At 66.5% G+C, this 16,389-nt stretch carries 14 protein-coding genes; 4 read left to right on the forward strand and 10 right to left on the reverse strand.

Annotated features, from left to right (window positions below):
• Positions 1-41 precede the first annotated feature (41 nt).
• Positions 42-812 carry a sirohydrochlorin chelatase gene (locus EEB19_RS03520; RefSeq protein ID WP_187583579.1) on the forward strand — a complete coding sequence of 257 codons (771 nt, stop codon included), beginning with the start codon at positions 42-44 and terminating at the stop codon, positions 810-812.
• Here the strand turns inward: EEB19_RS03520 and EEB19_RS03525 are convergent.
• From EEB19_RS03525 to EEB19_RS03545, 5 genes are all read right to left on the reverse strand, one after another.
• Positions 770-1,765, reverse strand: a complete 996-nt coding sequence (locus EEB19_RS03525) for a sulfate/molybdate ABC transporter ATP-binding protein (protein WP_187583258.1) — start codon at positions 1,763-1,765, stop codon at positions 770-772. The two genes, EEB19_RS03520 and EEB19_RS03525, sit on opposite strands and share 43 nt — an antisense overlap.
• A gap of 1 nt (position 1,766) precedes the next feature.
• Positions 1,767-2,699, reverse strand: a complete 933-nt coding sequence (cysW, locus tag EEB19_RS03530; RefSeq protein ID WP_187583260.1) for a sulfate ABC transporter permease subunit CysW — start codon at positions 2,697-2,699, stop codon at positions 1,767-1,769.
• Complete coding sequence (gene cysT / locus EEB19_RS03535) at positions 2,696-3,550, reverse strand: sulfate ABC transporter permease subunit CysT (protein WP_187583262.1); 855 nt, start codon at positions 3,548-3,550, stop codon at positions 2,696-2,698. Before cysT ends, cysW begins: the two co-directional genes overlap by 4 nt.
• The gene (locus EEB19_RS03540; RefSeq protein WP_187583264.1) at positions 3,547-4,626 is read right to left on the reverse strand and encodes a sulfate ABC transporter substrate-binding protein; all 1,080 of its coding nucleotides are present in this window, start codon (positions 4,624-4,626) and stop codon (positions 3,547-3,549) included. The genes cysT and EEB19_RS03540 overlap by 4 nt, the downstream gene beginning before the upstream one ends.
• 271 nt (positions 4,627-4,897) lie before the next feature.
• Entirely contained in the window at positions 4,898-5,098 is a 201-nt protein-coding gene (locus EEB19_RS03545) for a hypothetical protein (protein WP_187583581.1), read from the reverse strand.
• Between the two features lie 128 nt (positions 5,099-5,226).
• Between EEB19_RS03545 and EEB19_RS03550 the strand changes: the two genes are divergently transcribed.
• Complete coding sequence (locus EEB19_RS03550; protein WP_187583266.1) at positions 5,227-7,257, forward strand: glycoside hydrolase family 15 protein; 2,031 nt, start codon at positions 5,227-5,229, stop codon at positions 7,255-7,257.
• 38 nt (positions 7,258-7,295) lie between these two features.
• Here EEB19_RS03550 and EEB19_RS03555 read toward each other — a convergent pair whose 3' ends face one another.
• Positions 7,296-9,335, reverse strand: a complete 2,040-nt coding sequence (locus tag EEB19_RS03555) for a M3 family metallopeptidase (protein ID WP_187583268.1) — start codon at positions 9,333-9,335, stop codon at positions 7,296-7,298.
• Between the two features lie 4 nt (positions 9,336-9,339).
• Positions 9,340-11,283: a translation elongation factor 4 gene (gene lepA / locus EEB19_RS03560; RefSeq protein ID WP_262365411.1), complete on the reverse strand. Its 1,944-nt coding sequence runs from the start codon at positions 11,281-11,283 to the stop codon at positions 9,340-9,342.
• Between the two features lie 47 nt (positions 11,284-11,330).
• Here lepA and EEB19_RS03565 point away from each other — a divergent pair, with 47 nt between their 5' ends.
• Entirely contained in the window at positions 11,331-11,999 is a 669-nt protein-coding gene (locus EEB19_RS03565; RefSeq protein WP_187583270.1) for an alpha/beta family hydrolase, read from the forward strand.
• Positions 11,996-12,415 (forward strand): type II toxin-antitoxin system PemK/MazF family toxin, encoded by a 420-nt coding sequence (locus EEB19_RS03570; protein WP_187583272.1) that lies wholly within the window; start codon positions 11,996-11,998, stop codon positions 12,413-12,415. Before EEB19_RS03565 ends, EEB19_RS03570 begins: the two co-directional genes overlap by 4 nt.
• Positions 12,416-12,678: 263 nt before the next feature.
• Here the strand turns inward: EEB19_RS03570 and EEB19_RS03575 are convergent, their stop codons facing one another.
• Genes EEB19_RS03575 through EEB19_RS03585 form a run of 3 tightly spaced genes read right to left on the reverse strand, consistent with a single transcriptional unit; the run spans position 12,679 to position 16,342 of the window.
• Complete coding sequence (locus EEB19_RS03575) at positions 12,679-13,527, reverse strand: transglutaminase family protein (protein ID WP_187583274.1); 849 nt, start codon at positions 13,525-13,527, stop codon at positions 12,679-12,681.
• Entirely contained in the window at positions 13,524-14,507 is a 984-nt protein-coding gene (locus EEB19_RS03580; protein WP_187583276.1) for an alpha-E domain-containing protein, read from the reverse strand. Before EEB19_RS03580 ends, EEB19_RS03575 begins: the two co-directional genes overlap by 4 nt.
• Positions 14,504-16,342, reverse strand: coding sequence for a circularly permuted type 2 ATP-grasp protein (locus tag EEB19_RS03585; protein WP_187583278.1), 1,839 nt, complete (start codon positions 16,340-16,342; stop codon positions 14,504-14,506). Before EEB19_RS03585 ends, EEB19_RS03580 begins: the two co-directional genes overlap by 4 nt.
• Between the last annotated feature and the right edge of the window lie 47 nt (positions 16,343-16,389).

The following is a 16,389-nucleotide window of genomic DNA, read 5'->3' on the forward strand; positions in this document are numbered from 1 at the left end:
GCACCCCATTCCGCCCACAACCGTCTGAGACCCCCGTGACGATGACACCCACCCTGCTCCTCGTCGCGCACGGCAGCCGCGATCCGCGGTTCGGCGCGACGGCTCGCCGTGTGCGGCACGCGGTGTCGGAGGCCATGCCCGGGGTCGACGTGCGGCTGGCCTACCTCGACCTCGACGTACCGCTGGTCGGCGACGCGCTCGATGATGTCGACGGTGACTGCGTGGTGGTGCCGTTGCTGTTCGCCGCGGGATATCACCACAAGGTGGATCTTCCCGCGATCATCGAGGAGCACTCCCGGCCCCGGCGCAGAGTGGTGCAGGCGGACGTGATCGGGACGTTCCCGCTCGCGCAGGCGCTCGCCGACCGGCTGATCGAGGCCGGTCTCGATGTGCGGTCCGAGCGTGCGGGCATCCTGCTCACCGCGGTCGGTTCCTCGGATCCGTCTGCGGACCGCCACGTCCGACGGCGGGCGATCGAACTGTCGATGCTTGTGCACCGCCCGGTCGAGGTCGTCTTCGCGACCAAACTCGGTGCGCGCGACCATCGGCTGCGCGCCGCCGTGCGACGCCTACGCGCCGCCGGCGCCGAGCGTATCGCCGTCAGCCCGTACTTCCTGTCCGCGGGTCTGCTCACCGAACGTGTCGAATCCGCGCTCGACGAGCATGCCCCGGCATCCCTGGTCGCCGGGCCGCTCGGTGCCCACCCCGACGTGGTCGACGCGGTCTGCCACCACTACTGGGTCGCAGCCTCCACCGACCACGTCGCGAGTCAGGACTCGGTGAGTGCGGCCACCTTCGTCGCCCGGGCGTAGACCGTCTCCCCCGCTTGCAGATTCAGGGCGTTGGCGTCCCCGCGGGTGATCTGCGCCTGGAACTCGTCGCCGGTGGCTCCCGAGATCAGCTCCACGCGGGTCTCGAAGCCGAGGTTCACCACACGCGCCACTGTCGCCTTGATGACACCGGTGTCGAGTGACGCGTCCGCCGCCGGCAACGCCAGCTCGGGATTGCGACCGATCCGGATGTCGTGCGGGCGCACCAACTCTCCGTTGAGCCGCACGGTCGATCCGAGGAACGACGCGACGAACTCGTTCGCCGGTCGGTCATAGAGGTCGTCGGGCGAACCGACCTGCTCGATGCGTCCCTTGTTCAGCACCGCGATGCGATCGCTGACGTCGAGCGCCTCCTGCTGGTCGTGGGTGACGAGAACGGTCGTCACGTTGACGTCCTCATGCAAGCGGCGCAACCACTTTCGCAGGTCCTCACGCACCTTGGCGTCGAGGGCGCCGAAGGGTTCGTCGAGGAGCAATACCTGAGGGTCGACGGCCAGCGCCCGGGCCAGCGCCATCCGCTGACGCTGACCGCCCGACAGTTGGGACGGAAACCGCTTCTGGAACACGGTGAGTCCGACGATCTCGAGGAGTTCGTCGACCTTGGCGTCGACCTCCGCCTTGGGACGCTTGCGGATCTTTAGACCGAACGCGATGTTGTCGCGGACGTTCAAGTGCTTGAACGCCGCGTAATGCTGGAACACGAACCCGATGTCGCGCTTCTGCGGTGCCGCTCCCGACACATCGGTGCCGCTGATGATGACGGTTCCCGAGTCGAGGCTGTCCAGACCGGCGATCGCACGGAGCAGTGTCGACTTGCCGGATCCCGACGGTCCGAGGAGGGAGGTCAGCGAACCCGCCGGGATGTCGATCGACACGTCGTCGAGCGCTGCGAAGTCCCCGTACCGCTTGTTCGCACCGATAACCGAGATGGACATGTCACACGCCTTCCTTGTGGTGCACGATCTGCTGAGCGTCGATGGATCGGGGTCCGTGCGGTGGGGTGAGGTCGGCTTCGACCTCGGTGGCCTCGTCGCTGCCGGTATAGGTGGTGCTCGCCTCCGTGTAGCGGCCCTTGGCCCGTCGCTCGACAAGAGTCATCGCGACCAGCACCAGTATCGCGACGAGCATCAGCAGTGTCGCCGCGGCGTAGGCACCGAACTCGTTGTAGTCGTCGGTGTAGCGCGAGTTCACCAGCAGCGTGAGTGTCTGCGAGATACCGGGGAAGTTCGACGACACCATCGTGACCGCCCCGTACTCGCCGAGAGCGCGCGCGACGGTCAGCACGACGCCGTAGGTGAGGCCCCACCGGATGGCCGGGAGTGTGATGCGGCTGAACGTCTGCCAGCCGTTGGCGCCCAGGGTTGCCGCGGCCTGTTCCTGCTCGGTACCGATCTCCCGTAGCACCGGCTCGACCTCGCGAACGACGAACGGGAGCGTGACGAACAGGGTCGCCAACACAAGGCCCGGGAAGCCGAAGATGATCCGGAACCCGGTGCTCTCGATCCCGCCGAACCATCCCCCGTAGCCCCACAACAGGATCAGGGCGACACCGGCGACCACCGGCGAGACCGCGAACGGGAGATCCACCACGGCCTGCAGAAAACCCTTGCCGGGGAATCGGCCTCGCACCAGTGCCAGCGCGGTCACGATGCCGAAGATCACGTTGAGCGGGACCACGATCACCACGATCAGCAAGCTCAGCTGCAACGCCGCTATCGCGGCGGGTGTGGTGATCCATTCCCAGAACTGGCCGAGGCCGTGCTCGAACGATCGCCAGAAGATGAGCCCCACCGGGACGATCAGCAGGATGAACAGATAGACGAGGGCGATGGCCCGCAGCGTGTACCGGGTGAAGGGTGAGAGTTTCATCGATCCTGTCCTTCCCGCACGGACTGACGCCGGCCGACGACCCGCAGGACAAGCAGGGCGACGAATGCGATCAGGAGCAACATCACCGACACGGCCGCGGCGTTCACCGGCTCGTCGATCTCGATCTGCTGCTGGATGTACTGGGAGGCGACCTGGGTGTCACCGGGGATGTTGCCACCGATCAGGACGACGGAGCCGAACTCGCCGATGGCGCGCGTGAACGCCAGACCCGCTCCGGTCAGGATGGCGGGCAGCAGAGCAGGCAGGACGATCTTGGTCCAGGTCACCCAGTTGCTCGCACCGAGGACGGCCGCCGCCTCCTCGACGTCGGTGTCGAGTTCGATGAGGACCGGCTGGACCTGGCGGACCACGAACGGGAGCGTCACGAATGTCAACGCGATCACGAGAGCGGGCTTGGTCGCATTGAGCTGGATGTCGATCGGGCTGTTGGGTCCGTACAGCGAGAGCAGCACCAGGCTGGCGACGATCGTCGGCAACGCGAACGGCAGGTCGATGATCGCATTCACGAAACCCTTGCCCGGGAACTCGTCTCGCACCAGGACCCAGGCGATCAACGTGCCGAAGACCACGTTGATGAGCGCGACCACGACGGACACGACGACGGTGATCCACAGGGCGTCCAGTGCATTGGGGTCACTGATCGCGTCCCAGAATCCGCCCCAGCCGTCGGTGAACGCCTGCACGGTGATTGCGGCCAACGGCAGCAGCACGATCACGCTGAGCCACAACCACGCCACCCCGACTCCCATCGGGGAGACACCGCTGAAAGTCCGTGACCTGCCGAGGAATCCACCGGGCGGGTTCGGATGATCCACCGCCTGCGTGCTCATTGGCGCCCTCCCGAGTTGTAGATCTTGGTGATGTCGCCCTTCGAGCCGAACAAGGCGCTGTCGACGGCCTTCCAGCCTGTGAGGTCCTTGCCGTCGTTCTCCTCCGCGGTCCCCTCACCGAGCACGGCTCCGAGTTCGGTGATGGTCCAGAGTTTCGCGATGTCCCCGGGGAACTCGTTCGCCGTCTGCGCGACGATGTCGGGCAGCACCGGACGGAAGCCCTCGCTCGCCCACAGTCGCTGCGCCTCGGGGGTGAACAAGAAGTCGACGAACGCGTTCGCACCGGTCTTGTCGGTGGATGTATTGACGACGGCGACCGGGTTCTCGATCTTGAAGGTCTGCGGCGGGATCACGTACTCGACCTGCTGATCGGCCGGCGACGTCGCATTCGCGCGGTCGAGCATGATGGCCTCGTTCTCGTAGCTGATCAGCACGTCGCCCTGTCCCTGCTCGAAGGCTGTCGTCGCCTCGCGACCGGACTTGGGTACGACGGTGACGTGATCGCGGACGAGGTCGGCCACATAATCCAGCCCGGCCTGCGAATTGCGGCCACCATCGCTCTTCGCCGCGTACGGAGCGAGCAGATTCCACTTGGCCGAACCCGAACTCCCCGGGTTGGGCGTCACGACCTGCACACCCGGCTTGAGGAGGTCGTCCCAGTCGCGGATGTTCTTGGGATTGCCCTTGCGCACCACGAGTGCGACCACGGATCCGAACGGAGTGCTGTTGTTGGGCGCCTGTTTCTTCCAGTCCTCATCGACGACGCCCTCCTTCACCAGGCGGGTGATGTCGGGCTCGACCGAGAAGTTGACGACGTCGGCGGGCACGTGCCGGGCGACCTTGCGCGACTGGTCGCCGGAGGCTCCGTAGGACTGGGAGAAACCGATGTCACGGCCCGTCTCGGTGGCACGGAATGCGGGGATGATGACGTCGAAGCCAGGCTTCGGCACCGCGTAGGCTACGAGGTTCAGGTGCCGGCTGCCGCTCGAGATGTCGACCCCGCCGGGCTCGTCGGTCGAGCCGGCGCCACACGCGGACACGCTCGCGATCATCACCCCGGCGACGGCAACGGCCATGGCGGCCCGCAACCTCCGCACGATCACCGATCTCGCCACACGATCCTCCCGGCCTCACACCGTCTGTGGACGGCCCGGACTCGCACCCGACGCGTCCGACACACTCTTCTCCGACCCGTAGACGCTAGCAACGCGCGGTGAGGGTCCGACGCATGTCAGAGCCGTCGTTTGGCCGAATCCGGACGCCGTGTTAGCGGGTCAGCACCCAGGCGAGCAGAACCAGCAGGAGGAGTGCGATGAGGGCGAGAGTCACCCGCGAGCGGATCATCGGTTACAGCCCCGTTCCGTCGTCGTCGGCGAACCGTCGGCGGTCGATCAGCGTCGAGACCGTGTCCACCAGCACATTGAGCACGGCGGCGATCAGCACGGCCAGCGGGATCACGACGATCAGTGTCACGAGAAGTTGCGGGACGAAGGACAGACCCGTCAGCCACTCCTCGACACCGTCCCACCAGTTGGCCAGCGTCGTCATGTTCACCTCATCTCCACGCTTCACGCGAATCGGACATCGGCCCGAGTTTCACTCAGGCTGAATTAAAAGCCTCCGGTCCCACCCGAGGTCGAGTGGCGACAACAGTGCCCGGTGGCAATGATATAGCCATGACCCCACCGGAAGACGCCGCCGTCACCCCGTTGCCCGTCGCGAGCACGGCCGACCAGGCGGGCTCCCTCCGACCCGACACCGATTCCGGCCCGGTGGACCCGGAGGCCACCGCGTTCTCGCCGGCGACGGCGTCGCACAATGCCTTCCCGCCCATCGGCGATTATGCGTTTCTGTCCGACACCGAGACCAACTGCCTCATCGCGCGCAATGGCGCCGTCGAGTGGATGTGTGTGCCGCGGCCGGACTCGCCGAGCGTCTTCGGTGCGATCCTCGACCGCAGCGCGGGTCACTTCCGCCTCGCGCCCTACGGCGTCAATGTGCCGGTCGACCGCCGTTACCTGCCGGGCAGCCTCATCATCGAGACCACCTGGCAGACCGAGACCGGATGGATCGTCGTACGCGACGCCCTGGTCATGGGACCGTGGCACGACAACGAACGCCGCTCGACGACGCACCGCCGTACGCCCACCGACTGGGACGCCGAGCACATCCTGCTCCGGACGGTCCGGTGCGTGTCCGGCACCGTCGAGTTGTCGATGAGTTGCGAACCGGCGTTCGACTATCACCGTGGAAACACGGTGTGGGAGTACTCCGGACCGGCCTACGGTGAGGCCATCGCGACCGGCGTCGACACCACCAGACCCGGCCCGACACTGAAACTCACGACCGACCTGCGTCTCGGACTCGAAGGCCGTGAGGCGCGGGCCCGGACCCGATTGGTCGAGGGCGACGACCGATTCGTCGCACTGTCCTGGTCGCGCCAACCGGCACCGCAGAACTTCGAGGAGGCCGCCCAGAAGATGTGGGCAACCTCGGAGTGCTGGCGTCAATGGATCAACGTGGGTACCTTCCCCGATCACCCCTGGCGCACGCACCTGCAGCGGTCGGCACTCACGCTCAAGGGCCTGACCTACTCGCCGACCGGCGCGCTGTTGGCGGCGGCGACGACCTCACTGCCCGAAACACCGGGCGGCGAACGCAATTGGGATTACCGATATGCGTGGGTGCGGGATTCGACGTTCGCCTTGTGGGGGCTATACACACTGGGTCTGGACCGCGAGGCCGACGACTTCTTCTCGTTCATCGCCGATGTCTCCGGCGTCACCAATTCCGAGCACCATCCGCTGCAGGTGATGTACGGGGTCGGGGGTGAGCGAACGCTCGAGGAGGAAGAACTCCATCACCTCTCGGGATATGAGGGGGCGCGGCCCGTCCGCATCGGCAACGGCGCGTACAACCAAGCGCAGCACGACATCTGGGGCACGATGCTGGATTCGGTGTATCTCAACACCAAGTCCAACGAGGCAGTCCCCGAGACCCTGTGGCCGGTCCTCAAGGCGCAGGTCGAGGAGGCCGTGAAGAACTGGCGCGCACCCGATCGCGGCATCTGGGAGGTCCGGGGCGAGCCCCAGCACTTCACATCGTCGAAGGTCATGTGCTGGGTCGCGCTCGACCGCGGTTCACGCCTGGCCGCACTGCACGGCGAGAAGTCCTACGCGAAGACCTGGGCCGGAATCGCCGACGAGATCCGCGAGGACATCCTCGAGCACGGGGTCAACGACCGTGGGGTGTTCACCCAGCGCTACGGGGACGACGCCCTCGATGCGTCACTGCTCCTGGTTCCGCTGTTGCGTTTCCTGCCGTCCGATGATCACCGTGTCCGCAACACTGTGCTCGCGATCGCCGACGAGCTCACCGACCACGGACTGGTCCTTCGCTATCGCGTCGAGGAGACCGACGACGGGCTCTCCGGCGAGGAGGGCACGTTCACGATCTGTTCGTTCTGGCTGGTCTCGGCGCTCGTGGAGATCGGTGAGTTGCCGCGGGCCAAGAACCTGTGCGAGCGACTGCTCTCCTACTCGAGTCCGCTCAAGCTCTACGCGGAGGAGATCGACGCGAGCACCGGCCAGCATCTCGGCAACTTTCCGCAGGCTTTCACCCACCTGGCCCTGATCAACGCGGTCATGCACGTGATCCGCGCCGAGGAGGCCGCGAGCCACGGGACCTTCCAGCCCGCGCACCAGTGAGATCCACCGGGCGTCGGCGGACGATGATCGCAGGACCTTCAGTCCGTCAGTCCACGCCGCGTCAGCAACGGCCCGATCTCCGGTGCTCGTCCGATCAGTTTCTCGTGTGCCACAAGCGGATCGACACTGTCACCGCGTGAGAGGGTCGAATCGGCGAACCGCTGCCCGTTCGCGCGCCGCAGTCCGCCCTCGGCGAGGAACCACTGCTCGGTCTCGGCGTCGAGGACCTCCGACCAGATGTAGGAGTAGTAGCCCGCCGAGTAGCCGCCACCGAAGATGTGGTTGAAATACGCGCTGCGATATCGGGGCGGGATGAGGTCGCCGGAGAATCCCGCGGCGCGCAGGGCGTCTCGCTCGAAGGCCTCGACGTCGGTGACCTCGTCATCGGCTGTGATCCGGTGCCACGCCAGGTCGAGCAGCGCGGCTGCCAGGTATTCGATGGTGCCGTGGGCACTCTCGGTGTTGGCCGACGCCCGCGCCGCCTCGGCCAGCTCGGCCGGGATCGGTTCCCCGGTCTCGTGGTGACGGGCATAGTGCGACAACACATCCGGGTGCAGCGCCCACATCTCGTTGACCTGCGAGGGGAACTCGACGAAGTCGCGCGGCACCGACGTCCCCGACTGCGACGGATAGTCCACCGCCGAGAGCAGCCCGTGCAGCGCGTGTCCGAACTCATGGAACAGGGTGGTGAGCTGATCCATGCTCAGCAGGCAGGGTTCTCCCACATCCGGCTGGGTCAGGTTGAGCACATTGACGACGACTGGCGTCATCGAGAGGGCCGCAGACTGATCCACGAGGTTGTTCATCCACGCACCGCCCCTCTTGGACGGCCGGGCGTAGTAGTCGCCGAGGAAGAGTCCGATGCTGCGTCCCGCATCGTTGATCACGTCCCAGACCCGGACGTCCGGATGATAGCCGTGCAGATCCGGACGCTCGACGAATCGCAGGCCGTACAGCACACCGGCAGCGTAGAAGACACCCTTCTCCACCACGGTGTCGAGTTCGCAGTACTGGGCGAAATCATCGAGGGGAACCGACGCCGACGATCGGCGTTCGCGTTCGAGCCAGAACGTCAGGTCGGCAGGTCCGATCTCCTCGTCGGTCAACCGGTTGAGTCTCGTCAGTTCCCGTCCGCCCGCGCGCAGCGCGGATTCGGTGAGCTCACCGAGCAATCCGACGACGGCCGCCGGATCGGGTGCGGTCTCCTCGGCGATCACGTAGTCGGCGTGCGAGGTGTAGCCGAGCAAGCGGGCCCGCTGCGCCCGCAGCGTGACGATCTCGAGGATCTGCGCCCGGGTGTCGTGCTCGTTCCCGCGGGAGCATCGCGCGATCGACGCGTCGAAGACCTGCTGTCGCACGGCGCGATCGGTCAGGGACGTGAGGACGGACTGACTCGTGGGCAGTTCCAACGTGATGAGGTACCCGCCGTCTCGCCCCGCGTCGGCGGCGGCACGGCGCGCCGCGGCAATCTCCCCGTCCGAGAGTCCGCTCAGCGCGGACACCTCCTCGACCCACACCGCCGAGGCGTTCGTGTCGTCGAGGATCTTCTGGGAGAACGTGGTGGTCAGCAACGCCAGGCGCGAGGAGATCTGCCGCATCTGGGCCTGCTCGTCGGGACCGAGGCCCGCACCGGCGCGCACGGATTCTCGATATCGCTTGGCCAGCAACCGCTCCTGCGCTTCGGTCAGGCCGAGATCGTCGATGTGATCGAACAGCGAGCTGATCCGCCCGAAGAGCCGGCCGTCCATTGCGATGGTGTTCGCATGATCGGTCAGCAGGGTCGCGAGTTGCTGGGAGATCTCGTTTCGCTGCGGATTGGTGTCGGGTCCGACGAGATTGAAGAAGACCCCGCTCGCGCGCGCGAGATCGCGGCCCGACAGTTCGAGGGCCTCGATCGTGTTGGCGAAGGTCGCCGGCCGCGGGTCGGTCGCGATGGCCTCGATCTCGGCGAGCTGCGACGTCATCGCCTCGGTGAACGCCGGGAGGAAGTCGTCATCGCTGATCGACGCGAAGTCAGGCAGCCCGTGCGGCAGTGAGCTCGCGGCGAGGACGGGATTGATCGTGCGGCTGTCCGCCATGGCGCTACTTCCCCTTCGGCTTGTCCCCGACGGCGTCGGTCGACAGTGCGGCGACGAACGCTTCCTGCGGCACCTCCACGCGACCGATGGTCTTCATCCGCTTCTTGCCTTCTTTCTGCTTCTCCAGCAGTTTGCGCTTCCGGCTGATGTCACCGCCGTAGCATTTGGCGAGCACGTCCTTGCGAATCGCCCGGATGTTCTCGCGCGCAATGATCTTCGATCCGATCGCGGCCTGGACCGGCACCTCGAACTGCTGGCGCGGGATGAGTTCCTTGAGTTTCGTCGACATCTTGTTGCCGTAGGCGTACGCGGCGTCGCGGTGCACGATCGCACTGAACGCGTCCACCGCCTCGCCCTGCAGGAGGATGTCCACCTTGACCAGGTCGGCCTCCTGCTCACCGGCCTCCTCGTAGTCGAGGCTGGCGTATCCGCGGGTGCGGGACTTCAGGGCGTCGAAGAAATCGAAGATGATCTCGGCCATCGGCAGGGTGTAACGCAGTTCGACGCGGGTCTCGGACAGGTAGTCCATGCCCCCGAGCTCGCCGCGGCGCGACTGACACAACTCCATGATCGCGCCGATGAACTCGCTGGGCGCGATGACGGTCGTCTTGACCACCGGCTCGTAGATGTGGCGCGCCTTGCCGTCGGGCCAGTCAGACGGATTGGTGACGGTGTGCTCGGCGCCGTCCTCCATCACGACGCGGTACACCACGTTGGGCGCCGTGGAGATGAGGTCGAGGTTGAACTCACGCTCGAGGCGCTCGCGGGTGATCTCCATGTGCAGGAGTCCGAGGAAGCCGCAGCGGAAGCCGAAGCCGAGGGCCACCGAGGTCTCGGGCTCGTAGGTCAGCGCTGCGTCGTTCAACTGCAGTTTGTCCAGCGCCTCCCGCAGGACCGGGTAGTCGGAGCCGTCCATCGGGTAGAGACCCGAGTAGACCATCGGACGAGGCTCGCGGTACCCGGTGAGTGCCTCGGTCGCGCCGTGCCGGGCGGTGGTCACGGTGTCACCGACCTTGGACTGGCGAACGTCCTTCACTCCGGTGATCAGGTAGCCGACCTCGCCGACGCCGAGTCCCTTGGTCGGTTTGGGTTCGGGTGACACGATGCCGACCTCGAGCAGTTCGTGCGTCGCGCCGGTCGACATCATGGCGATCTTCTCGCGCGGGACGATCTTGCCGTCGACGACACGGACGTAGGTGACGACACCGCGATAGGTGTCGTAGACGGAGTCGAAGATCATTGCGCGTGCGGGCGCATCCGCGTCACCGACGGGCGGCGGGATCAACTTGACCACCTCGTCCAGCAGCGCACCCACGCCCTCGCCCGTCTTCCCGGAGACCCGCAGGACGTCGTCGGCGTCGCAGCCGATGATGTGGGCGATCTCCGCGGCGTAGCGATCGGGGTCGGCGGCGGGCAGGTCGATCTTGTTGAGCACCGGGATGATGGTCAGGTCGTTGTCCATCGCCAGGTAGAGGTTGGCGAGTGTCTGCGCCTCGATCCCCTGCGCGGCGTCGACGAGCAGGACCGCACCCTCACAGGCCTCGAGCGCCCGGGAGACCTCGTAGGTGAAGTCCACGTGCCCTGGGGTGTCGATGAGGTGCATGACGTAGTCGGTCGTCACCCCGTCGTCGCCGGTGACCTGCCACGGCAGACGTACGTTCTGCGCCTTGATGGTGATGCCGCGCTCACGCTCGATGTCCATCCGGTCGAGGTACTGCGCGCGCATCTGGCGCTCCTCGACGACGCCCGTGAGCTGCAGCATCCGGTCGGCCAGCGTGCTCTTGCCGTGGTCGATGTGGGCGATGATGCAGAAGTTCCGGATCCGCGCGGGGTCGGTGAAGGTGGTGTCGGCAAAGGTGGGAATCGAACTGCTCCTCGAACGTGCGGCACGGGTCGCGTGGACAGGACAGGGACCGGCCCGGTCCACGTCGTCGTACCAGTTTCTCATGAGTCGCCCCGCCGTCGTCGGCGACGCTCACCGCTACGGTGATCACCATGACCTCTACCGGCCGCCAGACCAGCTCATACGACGCAGACGGGGTCGTGGCCGAGGTCTCCAGACCTGACGGTGATCCCCGCGGGGTGGCGGTCGTCGCGCACGGCGCAGGCGGTGACCGCAACGCCGTCATCCTGCGTGCGATCGCCGCCGAACTCTGTGACCGCGGTCTGGTCGTCGCCCGTATCGACCTGCCGTACCGGCAGCGCCGACCCAAGGGCCCACCGAGCCCGTCGACCGCGGCCGCCGATCGCGAGGGCATCGTCGCGGCGTGTGCCGCGTTTCGCGGGGAATCGTCGGGCCCGCTGATCGTCGGCGGCCACTCCTACGGCGGCCGTCAGGCGTCGATGGCGGTGGCCGAGGACGCCGAGCTCGCCGACGGGCTGCTGCTCACCTCCTACCCACTGCACCCACCGGGCAAGCCCGAGCGCCTGCGGACCGAGCACCTGCCGTCGGTCACCACGCCGACCGTGATCGTGCACGGCAGCACCGATCCGTTCGGGACGACGGCCGAGATGGCCGACGCAGTCGCCCTCATCGCCGGGCCCACCCGGGTGGTGGAGATCGAGAAGGTCGGCCACGATCTGAAGCCCGACCGGAAACCGACCGCCGCGCTCACCGCCGATGCCGTGGTCGAGTTCCTGCTCACCGATGGCGGTCGCCGATGATCAGACGTCCACCGGCCCATCCGACGGCGGACGTCGCCCGCGAGATCATCTACGCTCCCGATCTCGACGGCGCAGCCGACCCCGGTGAGATCGTCTGGACCTGGGTGGTTTTCGAGGACGACCCACATCGGGGCAAGGATCGGCCCGTCCTCGTGGTCGGTCGAGACCGGACCGACGCCGACCGGTCTCATCTGCTCGGTCTGATGTTGTCGAGCAAGGACTATCACCGCGACGACCCGGACTGGTTGGAACTCGGGACCGGTGTCTGGGATGCGCAGCATCGTTCGAGCTTCGTCCGGCTCGATCGGGTACTCGCCGTGCCCGAGAACGACATCCGCCGCGAGGGCGCCGTCCTCGAACGGTCCCGTTTCGACCTCGTCGCGGTCGAGCTGCGGAATCGCTTCGGGTGGCGGTGATCTCGATACGCCGCCTCGCCTAACGGCTCGGGGGCTACTCGATCAACAGCAAAGGTGCGCCGCCTCGCCTAACGGCTCGGAGGCTACTCGATCAGCGGGAGGGAGGGCCGCCTCGCCTAACGGCTCGGAGGCTACTCGATCAGCGGGTGGAGCGCTCCCCCACCGCTGGTTGAGTAGCGGCGTGCGAGCGGGCGAGCCCGACGTTCCCACCCGCTGGTTGAGTAGCGACGTGCGAGCGGGCGAGCCCGACGCGTGTCGAAACCTCACGCCAGCCGCGTGATCTCCACCACCACATCGAGATCCGTTGCGCCACCGCCGGTGTAGATGCCCTTCAGCGGAGACACATCTGAGTAGTCGCGGCCGACACCGACGGACACGTGCTGTTCGGAGATCGCGGTGTCGTTGGTCGGGTCATATCCCCACCATCCACCGGTCCACGCCTCGATCCACGCGTGGCTCTGTCCCTCGACGGTCTTGTCGATGCCCGCATTGGGTTTCGGATGCAGGTAGCCGGACACATAGCGCGCCGGGATGCCCAGGCTGCGCAGCATCGACAGCGACAGGTGGGCGTAGTCCTGACAGACGCCCTTGCGTTCGTTCCACGCGTCGACGGCCGTCGTGTGCACACCGGTCGTGCCGGGGACGTACTGCATCTCCTCGTGCACGTAGCGACAGACCGCCTCGACCGCCTCTTCCGGTCCGAGGCCCTTCACCACACGGTTCGCCGCCGACGTCAGCTGCCGGTTCTTCGGCACATAGGTCGTGTACGAAAGCATCTCGTCGTAGCGATCCTCGACGTACTCACTGCGGACGTCGTCCCAACCCGCCTGATCCTCCGGCGCCGGACGCTCCCCCGCCTCGGTCTCCACCACCGACATCCCCGACACCTCCAACTCCTCGTGTGGGGCGTGCAGGTCGAACGCGGTGACCGCGGTCCCCCAGTAGTCGGTGTAGCGGTAGGACCTCGTGGCGGGCACGGTTTCGACGCGATTCACGATCACGTTCTGCCGGTTGTCACTTCGCGGAGTCAGCCTGGCCTCGTTGTAGGAGGAGGTCACCGGACTCTTGTAGGCGAATCCGGTGGAATGCACGACGCGCAGACGCCAGCTCACAGCTCACTCTCCTCGATCACGTGGTCCTCGGCGTCGCTGACCCGGGCATCTGCCCACGACACATACGGCGACACATGGAAGTACTGGCCGGTGACGGCCTCGTTGACCGCGCGGCACGTGTCCTGCAGGTCCAACAGCCGATCCTGGAGTTCGTCGAGCAGGTTGCCCGGTTCCAGGAATTCCAGGGAACTGCGTGCACGGCCGAGGAGCAGCAGGGCCTCGGCCTGCGCACCGACGCGGCTGGGACGCTTCTCCAGATCCACGAGATTGCTCTCCGCGACGCTGAGCGCGTGGAAGACCGACCGCGGGAAGAGCCGGTCCAGCAGCATGAACTCGACGACGTTCTCGGCGTCGAGCAGGCCACGGTAGGTCCGCAGGAACGTGTCGTGCGCACCCGCGGACACCAGCACGTTCACCCAGGCAGGCGAACTGACGCGATCGCCGGCGCGCGACAACAGCATCCGGATGGTCATGTCGACCCGCTCCACCGACCGACCGAGCAGCAGGTACCGATAGCCGTCGTCGTGGCTGAGCGTCGCATCGGCGAGCCCTGCGAACATGGCAGCGCGGTTCTTCACATACGACAGGAACTCATGAGGACCGAGTCGGCGTGCGCGACGCTCGGCATCACCGAGTCCGTTGTAGGTGGTGTTGAGGCACTCCCACATCTCGCTGGACGTGACCTCGCGTGCACCGCGCGCGTTCTCGCGAGCCGACCTGATCAGGTCGACGATCGACCCGACCGAATCCTTGTCGTAGGCAACCCGTTCGGTCAGTGCCCACACGTCGAGCGGGTCGTCGGACGGCGGCGATTCCAATCCGAGGACCTGGATCACCAACCGCGCCTGGCGGTCCACATCGACGGTCGCGTCCTCGAGGAGCTGATGGATGGCGACGTCGAGGATGCGCGCCATGTCGTCGGCGCGTTCGACGTAGCGACCGATCCAGTACAGCGATTCCGCGTTACGCGCCAGCATCATCGGTCATCACCACCATCGGCGTTGCCGACCTGCTGTTGCTGCGCCTGCTGTTGTTGCCCCTGCTGCTGCTGCTGACTCTGCGTGTGCAGCGGATCCGGCGCACTCTCCGCGGGACGGGCGGCCGCGACGCCACTCGCGTTGACCACCTTGGCGCCGGAGAGCTCACGCTCCTCGGACGACCGCGACGACGCCAGCACCCAGGTGTCCTTGGAACCGCCGCCCTGACTGGAGTTCACCACGAGCGACCCCTCGGGCAGCGCCACGCGGGTGAGGCCTCCCGGCAGCACCCACACCGACTCGCCGTCGTTGACCGCGAACGGCCGCAGATCGACGTGCCGGGGCCGTACGTCGCCGTCGATCTTGGTCGGCACCGTCGACAACTGCACCACCGGCTGTGCGATCCACCCGCGCGGATCGTTGCGCACCTTGCGCGCCAACGTGTCCAGCTCGGCCTTCGTCGCATCGGGTCCGAACACGATGCCGTAACCGCCCGAGCCCTCGACCGGTTTGACGACGAGTTCGTCGATCCGATCCAGGACCTCCTCGCATTCGTCGTCGAGCCAGCAGCGCAGCGTGTCGACGTTCATCAGCGACGGCTTCTCGCCGAGGTAGTACTGGATGATCTCCGGCACGTAGGTGTAGATCAGCTTGTCGTCACCGACACCGTTGCCGACGGCGCTGGAGATGACCACGTTGCCGGCACGGGCCGCGTTCAGCAGACCCGCCACCCCGAGCATGGAGTCCGGACGGAACTGCATCGGGTCGAGGAAGTCGTCGTCGATGCGGCGATAGATGACATCGACGCGCTGCTCGCCCTCAGTGGTGCGCATGTAGACGATGTTGTCGCGGCAGAACAGGTCTCGGCCCTCGACGAGTTCCACACCCATCAGACGGGCGAGCAGTGAATGCTCGAAGTAGGCGGAGTTGGCGACGCCGGGAGTGAGGACGACGATGTTGGGGTCGGCCTCGTTGAACGCCGCCGACGCCCGCAGCGCGCGCAGCAGATGACCGGGATAGTCGGCGACCGCACGGACCCGATGCGAGGAGAACAGATCGGGGAACACCCGCGCCATCGTGCGACGGTTCTCCATGACATAGGAGACACCCGACGGTGATCGCAGGTTGTCCTCGAGGACGCGGAAGTCGCCGTTCTCGTCGCGGATGAGGTCGATGCCGGCGACGTGGATGCGAACCCCGTTGGGCGGTCGGATGTTTGCGGCCTGCCGATGGAAATGCTCACACGAGTGGACGAGTCGCTTCGGCAGCACGCCGTCGCGCAGGATCTCCTGCTCGCCGTAGATGTCGTCGAGGAAGAGTTCGAGGGCCTGCACCCGCTGGGTGATCCCCGCCTCGAGCTTGCTCCATTCGGAGGCCGAGATCACCCGCGGCACAACGTCGAGTGGAAATGGGCGTTCCTTGCCGGAGAGCGAGAACGTCACGCCCTGGTCGATGAACGCGCGGCCGAGCGCATCCACCCGGACGTCGAGATCGGCGCGATCATATTCCGACATCGCCTTGTAGATGCCCCGATACGGGGCACGAACCTCACCCTCGGCATCGAACATCTCGTCGAATGCCTTGCCGTACGGGCCCTTCGAGTACCCGGCGAAGATCGTGTTGTCGATCGCCTTCGGTTCGCGGACAACGGTCTTGGCGCGCTTGGTCGCCGGCGTCTCGCGTGATCGCCCCTTGGCGCCGGCCGGCGTCTTGGCGTCGGCGCCGCGGCCGGTGGCGGACTTACCGCCCTTGGCCGCTCCGTTCGCGTTCGACTTCGAGTTCGCGGCCTTGGGTGCGGCGCGCTTGGTGGACGCAGAGGTCGTCGACGCGGGACTCATAACTTGCCATGGTGCTACAAAATCCCCGATTCGGCATGGCGGTCGGC

Source organism: Gordonia sp. OPL2 (genome assembly GCF_003797825.1).
In the GTDB taxonomy this organism is placed as follows: Bacteria; Actinomycetota; Actinomycetes; order Mycobacteriales; family Mycobacteriaceae; genus Gordonia.

Bases quoted from the DNA above. Each gene is read 5' to 3' on its own strand.
- EEB19_RS03520 (WP_187583579.1), top strand. From the start codon at position 42: ATGACACCCACCCTGCTCCTCGTCGCGCACGGCAGCCGCGATCCGCGG.
- EEB19_RS03525 (WP_187583258.1), bottom strand. From the start codon at position 1,765: ATGTCCATCTCGGTTATCGGTGCGAACAAGCGGTACGGGGACTTCGCA.
- cysW (WP_187583260.1), bottom strand. From the start codon at position 2,699: ATGAAACTCTCACCCTTCACCCGGTACACGCTGCGGGCCATCGCCCTC.
- cysT (WP_187583262.1), bottom strand. From the start codon at position 3,550: ATGAGCACGCAGGCGGTGGATCATCCGAACCCGCCCGGTGGATTCCTC.
- EEB19_RS03540 (WP_187583264.1), bottom strand. From the start codon at position 4,626: ATGGCCGTTGCCGTCGCCGGGGTGATGATCGCGAGCGTGTCCGCGTGT.
- EEB19_RS03545 (WP_187583581.1), bottom strand. From the start codon at position 5,098: ATGACGACGCTGGCCAACTGGTGGGACGGTGTCGAGGAGTGGCTGACG.
- EEB19_RS03550 (WP_187583266.1), top strand. From the start codon at position 5,227: ATGACCCCACCGGAAGACGCCGCCGTCACCCCGTTGCCCGTCGCGAGC.
- EEB19_RS03555 (WP_187583268.1), bottom strand. From the start codon at position 9,335: ATGGCGGACAGCCGCACGATCAATCCCGTCCTCGCCGCGAGCTCACTG.
- lepA (WP_262365411.1), bottom strand. From the start codon at position 11,283: ATGAGAAACTGGTACGACGACGTGGACCGGGCCGGTCCCTGTCCTGTC.
- EEB19_RS03565 (WP_187583270.1), top strand. From the start codon at position 11,331: ATGACCTCTACCGGCCGCCAGACCAGCTCATACGACGCAGACGGGGTC.
- EEB19_RS03570 (WP_187583272.1), top strand. From the start codon at position 11,996: ATGATCAGACGTCCACCGGCCCATCCGACGGCGGACGTCGCCCGCGAG.
- EEB19_RS03580 (WP_187583276.1), bottom strand. From the start codon at position 14,507: ATGATGCTGGCGCGTAACGCGGAATCGCTGTACTGGATCGGTCGCTAC.
- EEB19_RS03585 (WP_187583278.1), bottom strand. From the start codon at position 16,342: ATGAGTCCCGCGTCGACGACCTCTGCGTCCACCAAGCGCGCCGCACCC.